Source organism: Leeuwenhoekiella aestuarii (assembly GCF_004104055.1).
GTDB lineage: Bacteria > Bacteroidota > Bacteroidia > Flavobacteriales > Flavobacteriaceae > Leeuwenhoekiella > Leeuwenhoekiella aestuarii.
The window spans coordinates 106,349-122,372 of the sequence record NZ_QOVJ01000003.1 but is presented as its reverse complement, the minus strand read 5'-3'; the positions used below and the strand labels follow the sequence as shown (position 1 = coordinate 122,372).

The window sequence follows — 16,024 nt, the reverse complement described above, 5'->3', positions numbered from 1 at the left end:
TTAATCCCTTTGATAAACCCGTACATAATCTACTTCCATCGCAGATTCTTGAAAAGAAGCTTCAACATCTCCACCCAGATTTCCGCCCATAGCAACATTGAGAATCATAAAGAAATCTTTATTGAAAGGTGTACTGTCGTTATTTTCAAAAATGTGGTAAACCTCATCGTCTACATAAAAACGAATTTGTGTTTCGGTCCATTCTGCTGTATAGACATGGAACTCAGCCGATGCCGTAGCTACTGTTGTTTCTTCAGAAATACCATTTGCACCCGAATTGCCCGGAAAATGTAAGGTAGAAAGTACCTCATTCTGATTGCGACCCACATGCTCCATAATATCAATCTCACCGGTTCCCGGCCAAGGATTAGTTTGATAATCTGCACCCAACATCCAGATTGCTGGCCACGTACCTACTCCCTGAGGTAACTTCGCTCTGATCTCAAAACGACCATAAGTAAACTCCTGTAAACCTTCTGACTTTAAGCGTGCTGAAGTAAAATCAAATCCGCTAAAAGCTTCGCGCAGAGCAGTAATTTTCAAGAATCCATCCTCTACAATAACATTTTCAGGTCGGTCTGTATAATACTGCAATTCGTTATTACCCCAGCCTACTTGACCGTTACCAAGGTCATACGTCCAATTAGAAGGATCAGGTGCTCCATTAGTATCAAACTCATCTGACCAAACAAGATTAGAAAAATCATCGTCTTCGACTTGTGGTCCAGAACCCTGTACTGGTTTTTCTGATGTTAAAATCACATACCAGGCTAATCCTTGATCATTACCCTGAACAGCTCGTAAAAGCATACGATTTTCGGTAAGAGACATTATTTCATATTCATTAGTCCCAATATAATACCCCACAAAACCATCATCACCAAGTGTCATTACCGTACCGCGCTTGCGCTCTGCCGCAACAACAGATTCAGATGGAGCTAATGTAACCGCTTTCTCTCCTGAAGTATCAAACTCATAACAGCTATCATCTGGAGATTGTCCACCTACGACGCTTGCATAAGATCTATTGAAAAAAGATGCTCCTTTATTATCGTACTCATAAGTTAGATTTTCACCATTAGAAGTACTAAAAATAAACTCATCATCATAAGCGCATGTCGCTGCAGGAATATCTGCTAATGCAAAGGGCTCTGTAAATGAAAAGAATGCCCAGAAATAATTTTGAGTAGGATCATCATTATTAGGTCCTACACCCAGATGATTGGGTACATCTGCCGCCCAATACCATGTTTTAGAACTACCACCCGTTAATAATTGAATAGCATCAGGATCTGAAAAATCACTTTCAACCGTAACTTCGATCAATCTAGAACTACTTACACCAGCTTGCCCGTAAGCCAATACAGTAACCTGATACGTATTTAATCCTGTCTTTGTAAAACGTTTAGTGTACACTCCGCTTGGAGCAACCGCTGTTGATCCATCAGGAAATGAAAAGCGATACGTAACTGCGTTATCTGCAGAAGCAGTAAATGTCACATTACCCGAGCCATCATCAGTCACATCTATAGCAACTTCTAAGTTCTGAGGAACCTGTATTTGCTCTAATGTATTGTCATCATCCTGACAACTTAATACTGTAAACAGTATAAAGCAATAGGATGCTATTTGAATTATCTTTCTCATAATATCTTACTATTTAATTCCTAGTTATGGAAGTATACATTATCAACATAAACTGTTGTTTCTCCGGCAGGACCACCAGAATAAATCAATTGAGCAATATTAGACTGCGAAGTAAGTCCTGTAAAGTCTGCTAGTGGAATGTCTAAAGTAACCCAGCTGTTGCGGATGAAATCTCCGTTATCAAAATTCAGAACAATCTCGTGCTCGCTGTCATCGCCACCTTCAAAGGTTCCGTCAGCTCCAAAATCAACCAATTTGATCCTGATTTGCGTAGCATCTCCCGTCCAAACATCTGTACTAAAATGGGTCATCCCACTAGCATCAATTTGAGAAACCGGTTCTGCTCCTACAAAATTTAATTCTGAATATTTTTTTACAGCATCACCTGCTACAGAAATAGCTTCAAGCACAGCCGAAGACCAATCTGTCCTCCACGTTGCCATATTTACATCTGAATACGCATCACTAAATAATGAAATTACATTAGCAGCATCAAAAGCAGGTGTCGGTGCAGCTGCTTGCGGGCTATCTGCTACTGAAGCACTCGCATTGTAGAAGTACAAGTTATCTATATAAAAAGTACCTCCGTTATCCGGCTGTACATCAAACTTAAATTGAAAAACACTATTAACTGAAATTCCCTGATCTGTAAATGCTGAAAGTGGAATATCTATACTGGTCCATTCTCCTGCAGTAACTTCTAAGTTAACTGGGGTTTCTCCTGAAGTATCAATTATAAAAAATGGGATGGTTGTATAATCTGCTGACCATACATCAATATGCACAAATTCATATGCGGAAGCGTCAAATTCACCTCCAAGATCTATTCCCTGATAGTTTGCATTTCCATATTTAATTGCCGCATTTCCATTAAGATCAACTTGCTCGTATGTTGTTGATTGCCCCCAGTTTGGAAAATAATTCACCGATGCCGGATCTGTATACGAATCACTGAAAACCGAAAGCACATCAGCTTCTGCTGCAGTCGGAGCAGTTGCAGCCATCAAGGGTTCTGTAGCGCCACCTGTCTGCTCTATATCATCAACATAAAATGTTCCTGCTGTGGTTCCGGGACCATCAACAAAAATAACCATCGTTGCATACTGCCCTGTTGGCACAAAAGGCTCGCCAACACCCTGGTTTCCGTCGATATAACTTTTAACAGCTTCAGTTGCAAAATCAAAAGTTAAGGTTTCCCAACCAGAACCGCTGTGTGTTTTGGTGATTTCGTTCTGACGCTCGCCATCTACTCCGCCTTCAAACTTTAATAATACTGGCACCTCTACATTAGACCAGAATTTCATCGTGATGGTTTTATTAGCCCCACTAAAGTCTACCGGAGTACCTAATGTAAATGCCCCACCTTCATATTGTGCACCAGAATTTGTAATCGCTCCTACGTTAGATTCGGTCATATTAGCTCCTGAAAGATCTGGATTTGTAACCACTTCAAAAGATGCTCCATTAAAAGTACCGAAAGCATAATTTACTGTTGGGTCATCAAAAGTAATAGGCAATACGATAGGATCTACAGCACCAGTAATGGTTACTACTTTTGTCAATTCTATAGTATTTACACTTGCACCTTTTGCTACTACACGAACGCTATATTCTCCCGGTTCTGCATAAGTAAATTCTGCAGATGCATCAGCCATAACTGTAACTGGCTCTTCATCATCGTTAGCTCCAAAATACACATCAAACATCGTTGCATTATCTGCTGTAGGTGTTACTACCGCAGTCAAACCACTAACCACAGTTTCAAAAGAAAGGTTCTCTGGTGCTGTAAACGAAACCTTCACAACCTGGTTAAACTCGCTAGTCAACCCTGTAGAACCTGTTGCTACAATACGTATTAAATACGCTCCTTCTGTATAGGTATAAGAAGCAGTTTCACCTGCATTAATGGTTTCAGGCTCCGAACCTTCTACTCCAAAATAGATAGTAAAGGTTGAAGCCCCCTCACCTACCGGTGTAATAGTTACTACACCTGTGTCATCTTGTGTAATGCCAAAATTTGCAGTTACTCCTGTAGGAGCAGAAATATCCTGAAAAGCATAATTTGTAATCACATCATTTTCACAACCTGTAAAAACAGTAACTACCGCTAAAAATGCTACTAGTAATTTTAAAATTTTCATCGTATCGTAGTGTATTAATTAGTGTATCCCTGATTTTGTTCCCAACGGTTTCCGGCAAGTTCAATTTCTATTGCAGGAATCGGGAAAACTTCATTTTTATTTGACGTAAAACCGTCTATATTTTGTGCTGCTCTGCCGGTACGAACTAAATCAAAAAAGCGATGTCCTTCACCTACCAATTCGAGTCTTCTTTCTGCATATATAAAATCTGTTAAGGCAGCTCCTGAAGCAGTGATATCGTGATCGGTATCACCAAAAGCTCTTCTGCGTACACGGTTTAAATATTGCTGTGCTAATCCATCATTAGGATTTGCCTTACGGTTATGTGCTTCTGCTGCCATAAGCAATACATCAGCAAAACGTATAGATCGGTAGTTGTTAGGGTTGGTTAGGTTTGCATCACCTAAGTTCGCATCTCCTTTACGGGCGATATATTTTCTGTTATAAAAGCCAGTATGCTCAAAACCTTCATTATAAGTGGCTCCATTAGCTGCTGCAAATTCTTCTATATTAAGAATAGCGATATCTCTACGTGAATCACCCGGTTCAAAAGCATCATACGCCGCCTGAACAGGAACATTAAAACTAAAACCACTATCAAAAAGAGGTCCTGAGTAATTTCTGATTCCGTTAAAACCTACAGCTACATTACCTTCACTACACTGTAAACATCCAAAACCTGCCCCTTCTTTATCTGTATACTGAACTTCAAAAACAGATTCTATACTGTTTTCTCCTTCTTGTTCAAAAATGATGGAATAATCATCCACTAAATCATAAGGTCCTGCAATCACCTGATCTAGAGCATCAGCTGCTTCAGTGAATTTATCTTGATACAAATAAGCCTTACCCAAAAGTGCTCGTGCAGCACCGCTGGTTATACGACCTTGCTGGGCCTGAGTAGCCGGAAGTGTTTCTGCAGCAAAAATCAGATCTTGTTCAATTTGTGCATACACCTCAGCTTTTGGTGTGCGCTCTATATTGAATTGATCTCCAAAAAGTAAGCGCTGATCTACTGCTAAAGGCACATCGCCAAACCATTTTACCAGTTCAAAATAGAAATAAGCTCTTAAAAAACGTGCCTGAGCTATTACCTGATCTTTTCCAGAGAAATCAGTTTTATCCTGAAATTCTAATATATAATTTGCACGATTAACACCCGCAAACATCCATCCCCAAATATCACGCAACTGCTGATTTACCGGAGTATGGGTCATATTATCAATCTGTTGAATTCCCGGAGTATCTGTAGCGCTTTCGCCACCGGCTAATGTATTATCAGAAGCTATCTCACCAACCATCACATTGAGATAGGTCGCTTGCAATAAATCATAAGCTCCTACTAATGCTTCCTGATAATCTTCTTCAGAGTTAAAAAAGTCTTCAGAATTTTCGTTTATAGGGTCAACTTCAACAAAGTCATCGCCGCAAGCCACAAATACTGCTGAAGCTAGTATTGTAATAAACCCTAAATATAGTTTTGTTTTTTTCATCGCTCTTCTGTTAAAATTTGAAGTTCATTCCTGCTGTATAGGTTCTGGGCACCGGATAGAAACCCTGGTCAATACCACCACCTATTGGTGCACCAGACGACGCAGAAGGATCGTATCCATTATATTCTGAAAGTGTAAACGCATTAGTTACAGCTATATAAAAACGTAGTTTTCTAATCCCTAACTGCTCTAAAACGTCACTACCTAAACTATAGCCTAACTGCACATTTTGAAGTCTTAAATATGACCCGTCTTCAACATAAAAGTCTGAAAATAGTAAGTTAGAGTTAGGACCAACGGTAACTCGAGGATAGGTATTTGTAGATCCCGGACCTGTCCAACGGTCTAGTACATAATTAGTTTTATTGGTCAAATTCTGATTACGATCGTATGAACGTACAATGTCATTACCTATGGAAGCAAAAGCGTAGGCCGTAAAATCAAAATTCTTATAGTTGAAACCTAAATTAAGTCCCATTGTAACATCTGGAATAGGATCACCTATATTGATACGGTCATCACCATCAATCACTCCGTCATTGTTTTGATCTACATATCTTAAGTCGCCCAATGTTGCATCTGCTTGTGTTGCATGTGCATCAACTTCGGCCTGAGACTGAAAGATTCCATTAGTTTGTAAGCCGTAAAAATATCCTATAGGGAAACCTGCTTCCATACGTGCAGGAGGTTCCTGACCAAAACCAAAACCACCTCCGGGAATAAATCCGCTTTCATTACCTACAGCAAGCACTTCATTTTTAAGTGTTGTAAAATTGTAGCTTAGATTGAAACTAGCATCATCACTTATATATTCATCATAAGAGATCGAAAATTCAAAACCGCTATTCTCTACGCTTCCTGCATTAACAATAGGTGCTCCTGCTCCCGGTGCATAAACGCCCAGAATTCCAGACACTTGAGGCACCAGTAATAAATCGTCAGTACGGCGTTTGAAATAATCTACAGTAAGATCAATTTTATTGTTAAACAGACGCGAATCAAAACCTACATCAAAAGTCTTTTGACGTTCCCATTTAATTTCTGGGTTAGAAAGTTGCCCTGCAGCAACACCGTTTACCAATTCGTTATCAAAAACGTATGTACCTTCAGCATTTAAGGTTGAAATGTATCCAAATGCTCCAATACGGTCATTACCCAGAATACCGTAACTGGCTCTCATTTTTAAGAAGTTTAAAATATCATTACTTCCGTAGAATGGTTCATCGCTCAATACCCAACCGATAGATGCTGACGGAAAATATCCGAATTTATTCTCTGGTCCAAAATTTGAAGAACCGTCACGACGCACAACAGCAGAAAGCAAATAACGTTCTTTATAATTGTATTGAACGCGTGTAAAATAAGAAAGCAAGCGTTGGTCAAATTCATTTGGACCACTAATATCCCGAGCATCAATAACTTCTCCTGCTCCTTCTAAGCTGGCTTCAGCAAACGTATTCCCAGGAACATCACGCCCTGTGAAGTTGTAAAACTCTCCACTGGTTTTAAATGCAGACATACCCAACAAAACAGTAAGATTGTGATCGTCAGCAAACGTATTTTTATAGGTTAAAAAGTTATCAAACGTATAATCTCTAAAAAAACTATCATTTACAAAATATTGATTAACACCTAAGTTGTTAAATACTTTTCCGTCACCAAAATTCAATCCTGCCGGTAAAAAGCTACGACCACGAACTTCTGAATAGTTAAACTGATAGCGGGATTCTACAGTAAAATGATCCCAAAAATTATAAGAAAGTCCAACTGTACCAGTGATCTTATCTACTTCATTATTATTAAATGTATTTGCTATTTGTGCAATAGAGTTAATTACTTCGTTCCCTAAACCATCTGCGATGGTAAAATCACCATTGGCATCCCGTACATTAAATGTAGGTGCCATATTAACGGCGTTAAACAAAACAGAACCTAATGCATTCTCAGAAAGCGTTTTACGATTAGAATGCGTATAGATCGCCGTTGTAGAAAGTTTTAAATTTTCTAAAATATCTAATTTATAGCTGCCTCTACCTGTTAAACGGTTGAAGTTTACAGCGCCGCCACCTACAATACCGTCCTGATCTAAATAACCGGCTCCAACAGAATATGCAGATTTTTCACCTCCTCCGTAAACCGTTGCATTTACATCAGATAATAAAGCTTGTCTAAAAACCTCATCTTGCCAGTTAGTTCCCTGACCTAAACTTGCCAAATTAGGAAAAGGCGGAGCCTGGTTTCCTGCTACATAAGCTTCGTTGATTATCGCTCCATATTCCGTAGCATTTAAAACCGGAAGCTTACGTGTAGTCTCTTGCAGTCCTATATAAGAGTCTACATCAACACGCAAATCGGTATTTTTACGACCACCCTTCGTTGTAATAAGAATAACACCATTTGCAGCACGCACACCATAAATACCAGCGGTAGCATCTTTTAAAACGTTGATGCTTTCAATGTCATTAGGATTGATGACACTTAAATCTTCGATTACAGCACCATCAACAAGAATTAATGGTCTGTTGTCTCCATTAGTGGAAATACCACGAATGGAGATTGTTGAAGCACTACCCGGAGAACCCGAATTTGAACTGATATTCACACCGGCAACTCTACCTTGTAAAGCTTGTTCTACACGGACGGGATTCTGATTTTCAATAGTCTCTGAACTTACAACACTAACCGCACCTGTTATTTCTTTCTTCGTTTGAGTACCATAACCCACAACAACAACTTCGTCGAGTGTGCTCGCATCTTCTGTCATCTGAATTGACAGATCCGTAGCGCTTGTAACAACAGTCTCCTGAGTTTGAAAACCCAAGAATGAAAAAACAAGTGTACTTTGAGGCGGGACATCTACTGTAAATAAACCGTCAAAATCTGTACTGGTACCCGTACTGGTACCTTTTACTATTACGTTTACTCCCGGAAGGGGCATTCCTGACATATCTGTCACCGTACCCGTCACGCGAATAGCATTGCCCGTCTGACTAAAAATCCCGGTACTGAGCAACCCGAATAAGATCAAGGATAATATTGATTTCATAAATTATATTTTGGAAATCAAAGCTAAACCTAACTTTTACTGAAGAATAAAAACCCACCTCAACAAAAAACATACAATCTAAAATGTCCTATATATTACAATAGGAACTTAACGAAAACGCTTGCGTTATAAGGCTTTTGAACAAACGTTAAAATTTAAAATGTAAAGGCTATAAACACCTAAAAACAAAACTACTAACGTTTTCGTATAGGTAATGTATAGGTGATTTTAAGAATTGATGAGGTGAGTTAGACACTTAAAACATATTCTACAAGCCCCTCTTCGTGCTCCAACTCCATTTTTTTGCGCAAACGATATCTTTTGATCTCTACACTTCTAACCGAAATATTTAATAATGGCGCAATTTCTTTAGAAGAAAGATTCAACCTTAGGTATGCACAAAGTTTTAAATCATTTGGAGTAAGCTTGGGATGAAGTTCTTTAATTTTTTTTAGGAAATCTTTGTCTGCATTGTTAAACGCTTCTTTAAAGAATTCCCAATCCTTTTTAGGATTTAGGTTTTTATCGATGATCTTGATAACTGATTTTAATTCTTCCTCTTGTGAATCTGCTTTCAATTCTTTTTTAATAGCATTCAGCAACTCGTTCTTTTTTACAATATTCATCGTAGAAGCTGCCAGCTCTCTGTTTTTACTTTCTACATCTTGTTGGAGCTTTTCATTTTGAAGCCTCATGATTTTCCGTTCACTTTCATAGTTGGCCAATTCCAGTTTTCTCTGATTGGTCTCAATAAGTGTTTCTTTCTGCTTGCGATAATGTTTCCTGTTATAGATCTGTATCGCGATAAATAATGCTATCAGCAACACAATGTAAATCACGATCGCTACAACAGATAAATACCAGGGTCTTGCTATACTGAATGGATACGAAGCGGTATTTTCTGAAATCTGATCACCAATACGTGCCCGTACGTTGAACTCATAATCACCCGGAGGCAAATTCTCAAAAGTAGCTTGAGAAACCGTTGACCAACTAGACCATTCCTCATACATTCCGTCTAAACGGTATTGATAAACCACAGACCGAAACTTATCATATTCTGCTACGCTATAATCAAAAACGAAGGAATTATTTTTATAGTTAAAAGGTTCAGCAGTTGCTAGTGCTACAAAATTCTGTTCCTTCTTACGCGATTTATTCTGAATCGTTCTTAGAGTTATGGTGTAAGGTTTAAAATCTAACTTTTTAAGATCAAAGAGAATATAGCCGGTTGCATTACCAAAAAGATAGGTGTCATCACCAAAATCTGTAATGTTCTCAAATCCAGAAATATCTTTTCTCGTCTTAGAAGGCAAGGCAATACGCCGTACCTTTAATTCATCAGCAAGTATCCCGGGTTCAAAATACATGATCTCCTGTGCGTTAAAAGCCCACAGTTTATCATTAATGCCATCATAAGTTAATTTTCCGGAGGTATATTTAGCTGTATCTAAAAAGCCATTACTGAGTACCGTATCCTTTACAAAGCTTTCTGCACCCTCTTTTAAAACATAAATTCCGTCTTCAAAGGCGTAAAGTAATTTATCTTGATAACTTATTAAACTTGACTTGGCTCCCTTAGGAAGTTTTTCAACCAAATCATAATTTAAGATCTCTGTATAATTTACATTGGCTTTCAGTTTAAAGACCCCTTTATATTCGTGATTTACATAAATAGTTTGATTTGCTGCAATACCAAAATAGCGACTGGAAATATCAAAACCCGTTAGTTTATTTCGCACGTGCCATTTAGAATTAAACTTCTCAAGGATGTACAAGCCATTATAATTGCCCTGAATAGCCAAATTCTTAGAGGTATCAAGCAATTGTATTTTCCAGGTTCCGGGTGTATCTGCAATCTTTTCTACTCGGTCAGCATGTACTATAAAGGTCCCCTCGTGGTGTCCACATAACAGGTCATTTCCTAAAGTATTCAAATTCCACACTTGTCCTTTAGTTTCAGGAATTAAGGCATATCTAGCATTTGAAACATCATTCTTTTTATAAAACAGTCCTTGATTCGTCCCTAAATAACTATAACCTTTATGTTTGGCAGCTGCGTATACCGAACCTAATTTACCTACATTATCGGTATAAACTTTAAATGCTGTATTAGTGTTGATAACGCTTATTCCATTATCTAGACCCAACCAGACGTGAGCATCTTTATCTTCAAAAATGCTTAGCACCGTATTGTTTCCCAAGCCCAAATTCTGGTCAATCCCGTAAATTATATCACCTTCAGAAGAAAGGTGAATCAATCCGCTTGAGATCGTACCCAGCAGGACCGAACCGTCGGTAAGCTTTTTGGCCGTATATATAGTTTTATCTGAAAGATAATTTGTGGTGTTCTGATTCCAGATAATGGGATTGCCAACCCCCAGCTGAAATATGCCATTTTTTTGAGTTACGACTATATAATTCTCATTTTTCTTAAAAAAAGAAACTACAAGGTTATCTAAAAAGGTCTGCGATTCTGAAATCAATATCGCACTGCCGTTCTGCAATTGGAATAAGCCCAACCCTTCCTGCTGAAAATAAACAGATCTATCAACTGAAAAAGATTGTGTAATAGAAGATTCTGAATCAAAAATCTCAAATTCTTGTGTTGTACTGTTAAAGCTATAAATGCGATTTAAAGATTGAAATAAAATCAAATCATCAATCGCCAAAATATTCCAAAACTGTTCGTCTTCTATCAGCGAAGTTTCTAAAGACTTACTCAGGGAAGTATATTCGAGTAAACCGGTGTTGGTATGTTGCCAATAACCAAATTCCATATAATTACCGGTGTAAACACGATCGTCTACAACAGTAACAGATCTTAAAATGGTATTGTTTGGTGACTTATAAAGTCTCCATTTTGCACCGTCATATTCTAATAATCCGGAATTGTTTGCTACATATATAAAATCCTGATCGCCCTGAGCCACGGCCCAATTCTGATTTTCTGCAGCATAATCTTCTGGTGTGAAATTGAGAACAGGAGGAAGCTCCTGAGCAGACAATTCTACAGCAACAAAAGCTAGTATTAAACCAAAAAATAATTGCAGATTTCTTAAAAAACTAAGCATAGATGAGCAATTTACTCAATTAGCTTTAATAGTATAACAGTACCTTATATATAAAATGCTAGGCATACGATTTAGAATGCTTAATTTTGCAAAAAATTAAAACCCAATGTTCTCAATTTTCAGCTCAAAGAAATTCTTAGTCAGTAAGCTTGGTGAATTTACAGATATTCACAATCATATACTACCCGGAATCGACGATGGTGCAAAAACTCCAGAGGATTCTTTAAAACTACTGGCTGGCTTCAAAGAATTTGGCATTACAGATTTGATCTGCACCCCGCATACAATGAGTGATTTTTATGCCAATACTCCAGAAACTATCTTGGCAGCAGAACACAATCTAAAGTCCTTTTTAACTGAAAATGGTCACCAGGATTTTAAAATAAGATCATCTTCTGAATATATGATGGATTCCGGACTGGTAGATCTATTGGACAGCAAGCAAATTCTACCACTTAAAGACAACTACGTCTTGGTTGAAATGTCTTACCTGCAACCTCCTGTTAATCTTAGAGAGATCTTATTTAAAGTAGGTAACGCCGGCTTTACACCGGTTTTGGCACACCCGGAGCGTTATGCGTTTTATCACGCTAAATATGATACGTTTACTGAATTGAAAAGCATCTGCAAGTTTCAATTAAATGCACTTTCTATTAGCGGCTATTACGGACCCGGAATCGCAAAAATCGCACTACGCCTTTTAGCTGAAAATATGTATAATTTTATAGGTACAGACACGCATCATATGCGACACATAGAAAATCTGAAAAAGGTAAAATTTGCCGGAAAGTATGAACAAGCAATCGAAAAAATAATTAGTAATACAACGGCTACATTTAGCTTCTAATCCTCAATACATAAGTTATTGAGCGATTTTAAGGCTTCTTGTTCATCATAGGATTTTGCCGCAAAAAAACACCTTTCTAACAGTTCTAGATTAAAATGCCGCTGTTTCATATTTCTTAATTGAACAAGAGGGGAACCTTCTATTCGAATGATGTTCTCTGAAGTGTTTTTTAAGGATTCTTCTTGTTTTTCAGACTTTGGTAAGTCAATAAATTGTATTGGGTATTCTTCTGGTAAAATATTTTTAAAATCTCGAATCACCTGCTGAGCTATTTCAAGTATGGTGAAAACCTTAGGGTTTTTCGGAATGAATATTCCGCTGCAATCTTTTTGAGCTAGAAGCCAGTCTGTTATGTCATTAATTTCTTGAACAGGTATGAACGCACGTTTTACGTTTTGACCTTTAATTTCAAGCGGTAGATTTAACGCTATCCGATTTTTAAAGACAGGAACTACAGAACCAGATGAACCGTAAACATTGCACAATCTCAATGTGCAAATTTGAAGCAGCGAACCTTCTTGTTTTTTCAATACTAAATAATCTTCTACAACTTTTTTAGTTCGTCCCATCACGCTTACCGGCTCTACGGCTTTATCGGTAGAAATAGAAATGAAACGTTTTACACCAGCGGTCGTTGCGCTATCTATTAACAGCTTTGCTCCATAAATATTGGTTGTAATCGCAGCACAAATATTATGTTCCATTAAAGAAACGTGTTTGTAAGCTGCCGCATGAAATACGGATGTGATTTTGTGTTTCTGAAACAGAAAATCAATAAAAGCTGAATTACAGATACTTTCTGTAAAATAAACGAAGTTCAACTTGGGATAATTGATTTGAAGTTCTTTAATCAGGTTGGATAACCCAGTTTCTGAAATATCAACCAGAATAAGATGTTTGGGGTTTTTAGAAGCGAAATTGAATACTAACTCGCGACCGATGCTTCCGGCTGCTCCCGTAACTAAAATCACCTCTGAACTTAAATCTATCATGTTGCTCTTCATTAATCTGAAAAATAAGCAATTAGGGCATCTTTGATTCTATCAAGCTCATCAACTGTCATTCCGGTTCCTGATGGCAAGCACAGACTTCGTTTCCAAAACTCTTCGGCCGTAGCATTCCCAAAATATTTCTGATGGGTATAAATTCCCTGAAGGTGTAAGGGTTTCCATAAAAACCGGGATTCAATTGCTCGCTTTTCAAAATAAATACGGAGTCCTTCGGGACTCTTCAGTGACGATTCTTTAAACCGAATTACATTCAGCCAGTAGTTAGAATACAGCTCCTTATCAAAAGGTTCAAACAAGTCCACCTCATCAATTTCGTTAAAAATAGCTGCATAGAATTGATGTATTTTCCGCTTTGTGGCAACCCGCTCATGCAATGTTTTCAGTTGAGCGATCCCCAAAGCCGCATTGAGACCAGGCATTATATAATTATAACCCACATTATCGTGCTCAAAACCAGAAGCATTCATTTTTGCCTGACTCGCCAAATGTCGCGCTTGAGTAGTGTCATCTGTGTTTTTGCAAATCAGAGCTCCGCCACCACCGGTGGTTATCAGCTTATTTCCATTAAAAGAAAGAATTCCATAATCACCAAAAAGCCCACAAAATTGCTCACCAACTTTACTCCCTAAAGCTTCGGCAGCATCTTCTATTAAGGCTATCTGATATTTCTTAGTAACTTGAGCAATACGCTTAATTTTAGCCGGGATTCCATAAGAATGCACTACGATTATAGCCTTAGGCTTATCTCCTTTTTGCATTAATGATTCGACAGTATTTTCTAAAACCTCAGGACACATGTTGTAGGTTTCAGCTTCGCTATCTATAAAAATGGGGTTTGCGCCTAAATAAGCAATAGGATTAGCCGTTGCAACATAGGTCATCGTCTGACACACAACAGAATCTCCTGCTTTTACACCTGCAAGAATCAATGCTAAATGTAAAGCTGAACTACCAGAGTTGAGCGCAACAAGATCTCGTTTTGTACCCAACGCTTTCTGTAATGAATTTTCAAATTCTGTAACAAATGGTCCACCTGCAGTGATCCAGTTATCCTCAATAGCACGGGTAACCTCAGCAATTGCGTTTGCATCAAGCTGTGGTGCAGAAAGTGCTATTTTATGAGGTTTATGTTTCAAATTATTGCTTGGTGTTTTTCTTAAAGTTTTTGATCAGAAAATCTAAATATACGTGAAGCGCAACTAACAGCATTACTTGAAGGATTAAAAAGAACCACAAACCAATTAGAGGCTCCATAAATAAAACCCCGCCAAGTAAAATCAGGGTTACAACAAAAACCAAACTTACAATTTGTGTATGGGTATATCCCAATCTTAGTAATGCGGAATAACTGTGTAATTTATCCCGTTTAAAAAGAGGTTTTCTTTTGTACAAACGCAACAATAAAACACGTACCGTGTCAAAAACGGGATACCAAAACAAAGTAGTTATCACCGGCAAACGCTGCTGATACGATTGTAAGCGTATATTGGAAATAGCTAGATCTGCCTCTAGAAAAACAATGCAAAAAACCGCACACATAAAACCCAGAAATAAGGAGCCACTATCTCCCATAAATAATTGGGCCGGTTCTTTATTAAATCTTCTAAATGCAAATAAACCGGCTGCCGCACACATTAAAAAAATACCAGAAAATGGAGTTTGAAAATAAAGTAAACCCAGAAAAAAAAGTAGCGCAACTGTCGTAGCTAAGCCATCTACGCCATCTATAAAATTGAACGCATTGGTTAAGAGTAACAAGATAAATATAGAAACGCTTGTACTTAGATAATAAGGCATTCGGTAGAAACTTTGCTCATATATAACCGATTCTAAACGCAAATCTCCTGATAAAACAACAAAAACAATAATCGCAAGTTGGATGAGTAACTTACTCCTCCATCCTAAAGGTTTTAGATCATCAACGAGGCCCAACAAAAACATCGCTGCAAAGCCTATTAAAATGTATATATGATTGAGAATTAAATAGCTTCCGTCACAAATTAAAGCGGTGCTAAAAATCCCTATGAACAATGCGATGCCTCCTGAAGCAGGAGTAGCCTTTTTGTGCAGTTTTTTTCCACCGGTATTATCTATAAAATAGCCAGAATACTTAGGCATACTCAACAGCCTTGCAATTGCATATGTCATTGCAAATGCTAACAAAGCCGGCAAAAAATAAAGCAATAATTGTGGCACTAGGTGTTATTTTATTTTCAAATATACACTTTACCCATGTGACTCTAAGACATAAAAAAACCGCCCTGAGGCGGTTCTTTTTTTATAGTTCAAAAGATCTTACTCTTCTAATGTTGCATCTAAAGTGATTTCGGCTTTAAGTAATTTTGATACCGGACAATTTTCTTTTGCTTTTGTCGCAATTTTTTCAAAAGTTTCCGCATCACATCCCGGCACTTTACCTTTTAAGGTTAAGTGAACTTTAGTGATTGCTCCGTCTTCAAAAGTTACTTTTGCGTCGGTGTGCAAATTCTCTGGAGTTAAATCTTCTTCTCCTAAAAATGCTGATAATTGCATCGTATAGCAACCGGCGTGAGCTGCCCCTATTAATTCTTCAGGGTTAGTACCTTTTCCGTCCTCAAAACGAGTTCCGAATGCATATTTAGCACCATCTAAAACTGTACTTTCAGTAGAGATTGTTCCCATTCCGGCTTTAATTTGCCCTTTCCAGTTTGCAGATGCGTTTCTTGAAAATTTCATATATCTATTTTTTATTTTTTGGTTTAACTAAAACTAACTATCAGGCAGCTT

Annotated in this window: 10 protein-coding genes; 1 reads left to right on the top strand and 9 read right to left on the bottom strand. The window is 37.9% G+C overall.

Annotated features, from left to right (window positions below; translation table 11 throughout):
- The 5 genes from DSM03_RS09535 to DSM03_RS09515 form a co-directional block, all read right to left on the bottom strand.
- Positions 1–1,647: a family 16 glycosylhydrolase gene (locus DSM03_RS09535; RefSeq protein WP_128760290.1), complete on the bottom strand. Its 1,647-nt coding sequence runs from the start codon at positions 1,645–1,647 to the stop codon at positions 1–3.
- A gap of 20 nt (positions 1,648–1,667) precedes the next feature.
- Positions 1,668–3,788: a hypothetical protein gene (locus tag DSM03_RS09530; RefSeq protein ID WP_128760289.1), complete on the bottom strand. Its 2,121-nt coding sequence runs from the start codon at positions 3,786–3,788 to the stop codon at positions 1,668–1,670.
- A 14-nt stretch (positions 3,789–3,802) separates the two neighbouring features.
- The gene (locus DSM03_RS09525) at positions 3,803–5,281 is read right to left on the bottom strand and encodes a RagB/SusD family nutrient uptake outer membrane protein (RefSeq protein WP_128760288.1); all 1,479 of its coding nucleotides are present in this window, start codon (positions 5,279–5,281) and stop codon (positions 3,803–3,805) included.
- 10 nt (positions 5,282–5,291) lie between these two features.
- Positions 5,292–8,327 carry a SusC/RagA family TonB-linked outer membrane protein gene (locus DSM03_RS09520; protein ID WP_128760287.1) on the bottom strand — a complete coding sequence of 1,012 codons (3,036 nt, stop codon included), beginning with the start codon at positions 8,325–8,327 and terminating at the stop codon, positions 5,292–5,294.
- Between the two features lie 248 nt (positions 8,328–8,575).
- The gene (locus tag DSM03_RS09515) at positions 8,576–11,401 is read right to left on the bottom strand and encodes a triple tyrosine motif-containing protein (protein WP_128760286.1); all 2,826 of its coding nucleotides are present in this window, start codon (positions 11,399–11,401) and stop codon (positions 8,576–8,578) included.
- A gap of 106 nt (positions 11,402–11,507) precedes the next feature.
- Here DSM03_RS09515 and DSM03_RS09510 point away from each other — a divergent pair, with 106 nt between their 5' ends.
- A complete protein-coding gene (locus DSM03_RS09510; RefSeq protein WP_128760285.1) occupies positions 11,508–12,248 on the top strand; it encodes a tyrosine-protein phosphatase in 741 nt (246 codons plus the stop codon).
- On the opposite strand, the gene DSM03_RS09505 is transcribed toward DSM03_RS09510, so the two are convergent.
- From DSM03_RS09505 to DSM03_RS09490, 4 genes are all read right to left on the bottom strand, one after another.
- Positions 12,245–13,240, bottom strand: coding sequence for a polysaccharide biosynthesis protein (locus tag DSM03_RS09505; RefSeq protein ID WP_161567061.1), 996 nt, complete (start codon positions 13,238–13,240; stop codon positions 12,245–12,247). The genes DSM03_RS09510 and DSM03_RS09505 overlap by 4 nt on opposite strands.
- Positions 13,241–13,251: 11 nt before the next feature.
- Complete coding sequence (locus DSM03_RS09500; RefSeq protein WP_128760283.1) at positions 13,252–14,394, bottom strand: aminotransferase class I/II-fold pyridoxal phosphate-dependent enzyme; 1,143 nt, start codon at positions 14,392–14,394, stop codon at positions 13,252–13,254.
- 1 nt (position 14,395) lies between these two features.
- On the bottom strand, positions 14,396–15,376 hold the full coding sequence (locus DSM03_RS09495; RefSeq protein ID WP_161567060.1) for an MraY family glycosyltransferase: 981 nt from the start codon (positions 15,374–15,376) through the stop codon (positions 14,396–14,398).
- Between the two features lie 177 nt (positions 15,377–15,553).
- Positions 15,554–15,973, bottom strand: coding sequence for an OsmC family protein (locus DSM03_RS09490; RefSeq protein WP_128760281.1), 420 nt, complete (start codon positions 15,971–15,973; stop codon positions 15,554–15,556).
- Between the last annotated feature and the right edge of the window lie 51 nt (positions 15,974–16,024).

Bases quoted from the DNA above. Each gene is read 5' to 3' on its own strand.
- DSM03_RS09515 (WP_128760286.1), bottom strand. From the start codon at position 11,401: ATGCTTAGTTTTTTAAGAAATCTGCAATTATTTTTTGGTTTAATACTA.
- DSM03_RS09510 (WP_128760285.1), top strand. From the start codon at position 11,508: ATGTTCTCAATTTTCAGCTCAAAGAAATTCTTAGTCAGTAAGCTTGGT.
- DSM03_RS09535 (WP_128760290.1), bottom strand. From the start codon at position 1,647: ATGAGAAAGATAATTCAAATAGCATCCTATTGCTTTATACTGTTTACA.
- DSM03_RS09495 (WP_161567060.1), bottom strand. From the start codon at position 15,376: ATGCCTAAGTATTCTGGCTATTTTATAGATAATACCGGTGGAAAAAAA.
- DSM03_RS09520 (WP_128760287.1), bottom strand. From the start codon at position 8,327: ATGAAATCAATATTATCCTTGATCTTATTCGGGTTGCTCAGTACCGGG.
- DSM03_RS09530 (WP_128760289.1), bottom strand. From the start codon at position 3,788: ATGAAAATTTTAAAATTACTAGTAGCATTTTTAGCGGTAGTTACTGTT.
- DSM03_RS09525 (WP_128760288.1), bottom strand. From the start codon at position 5,281: ATGAAAAAAACAAAACTATATTTAGGGTTTATTACAATACTAGCTTCA.
- DSM03_RS09505 (WP_161567061.1), bottom strand. From the start codon at position 13,240: ATGATAGATTTAAGTTCAGAGGTGATTTTAGTTACGGGAGCAGCCGGA.
- DSM03_RS09490 (WP_128760281.1), bottom strand. From the start codon at position 15,973: ATGAAATTTTCAAGAAACGCATCTGCAAACTGGAAAGGGCAAATTAAA.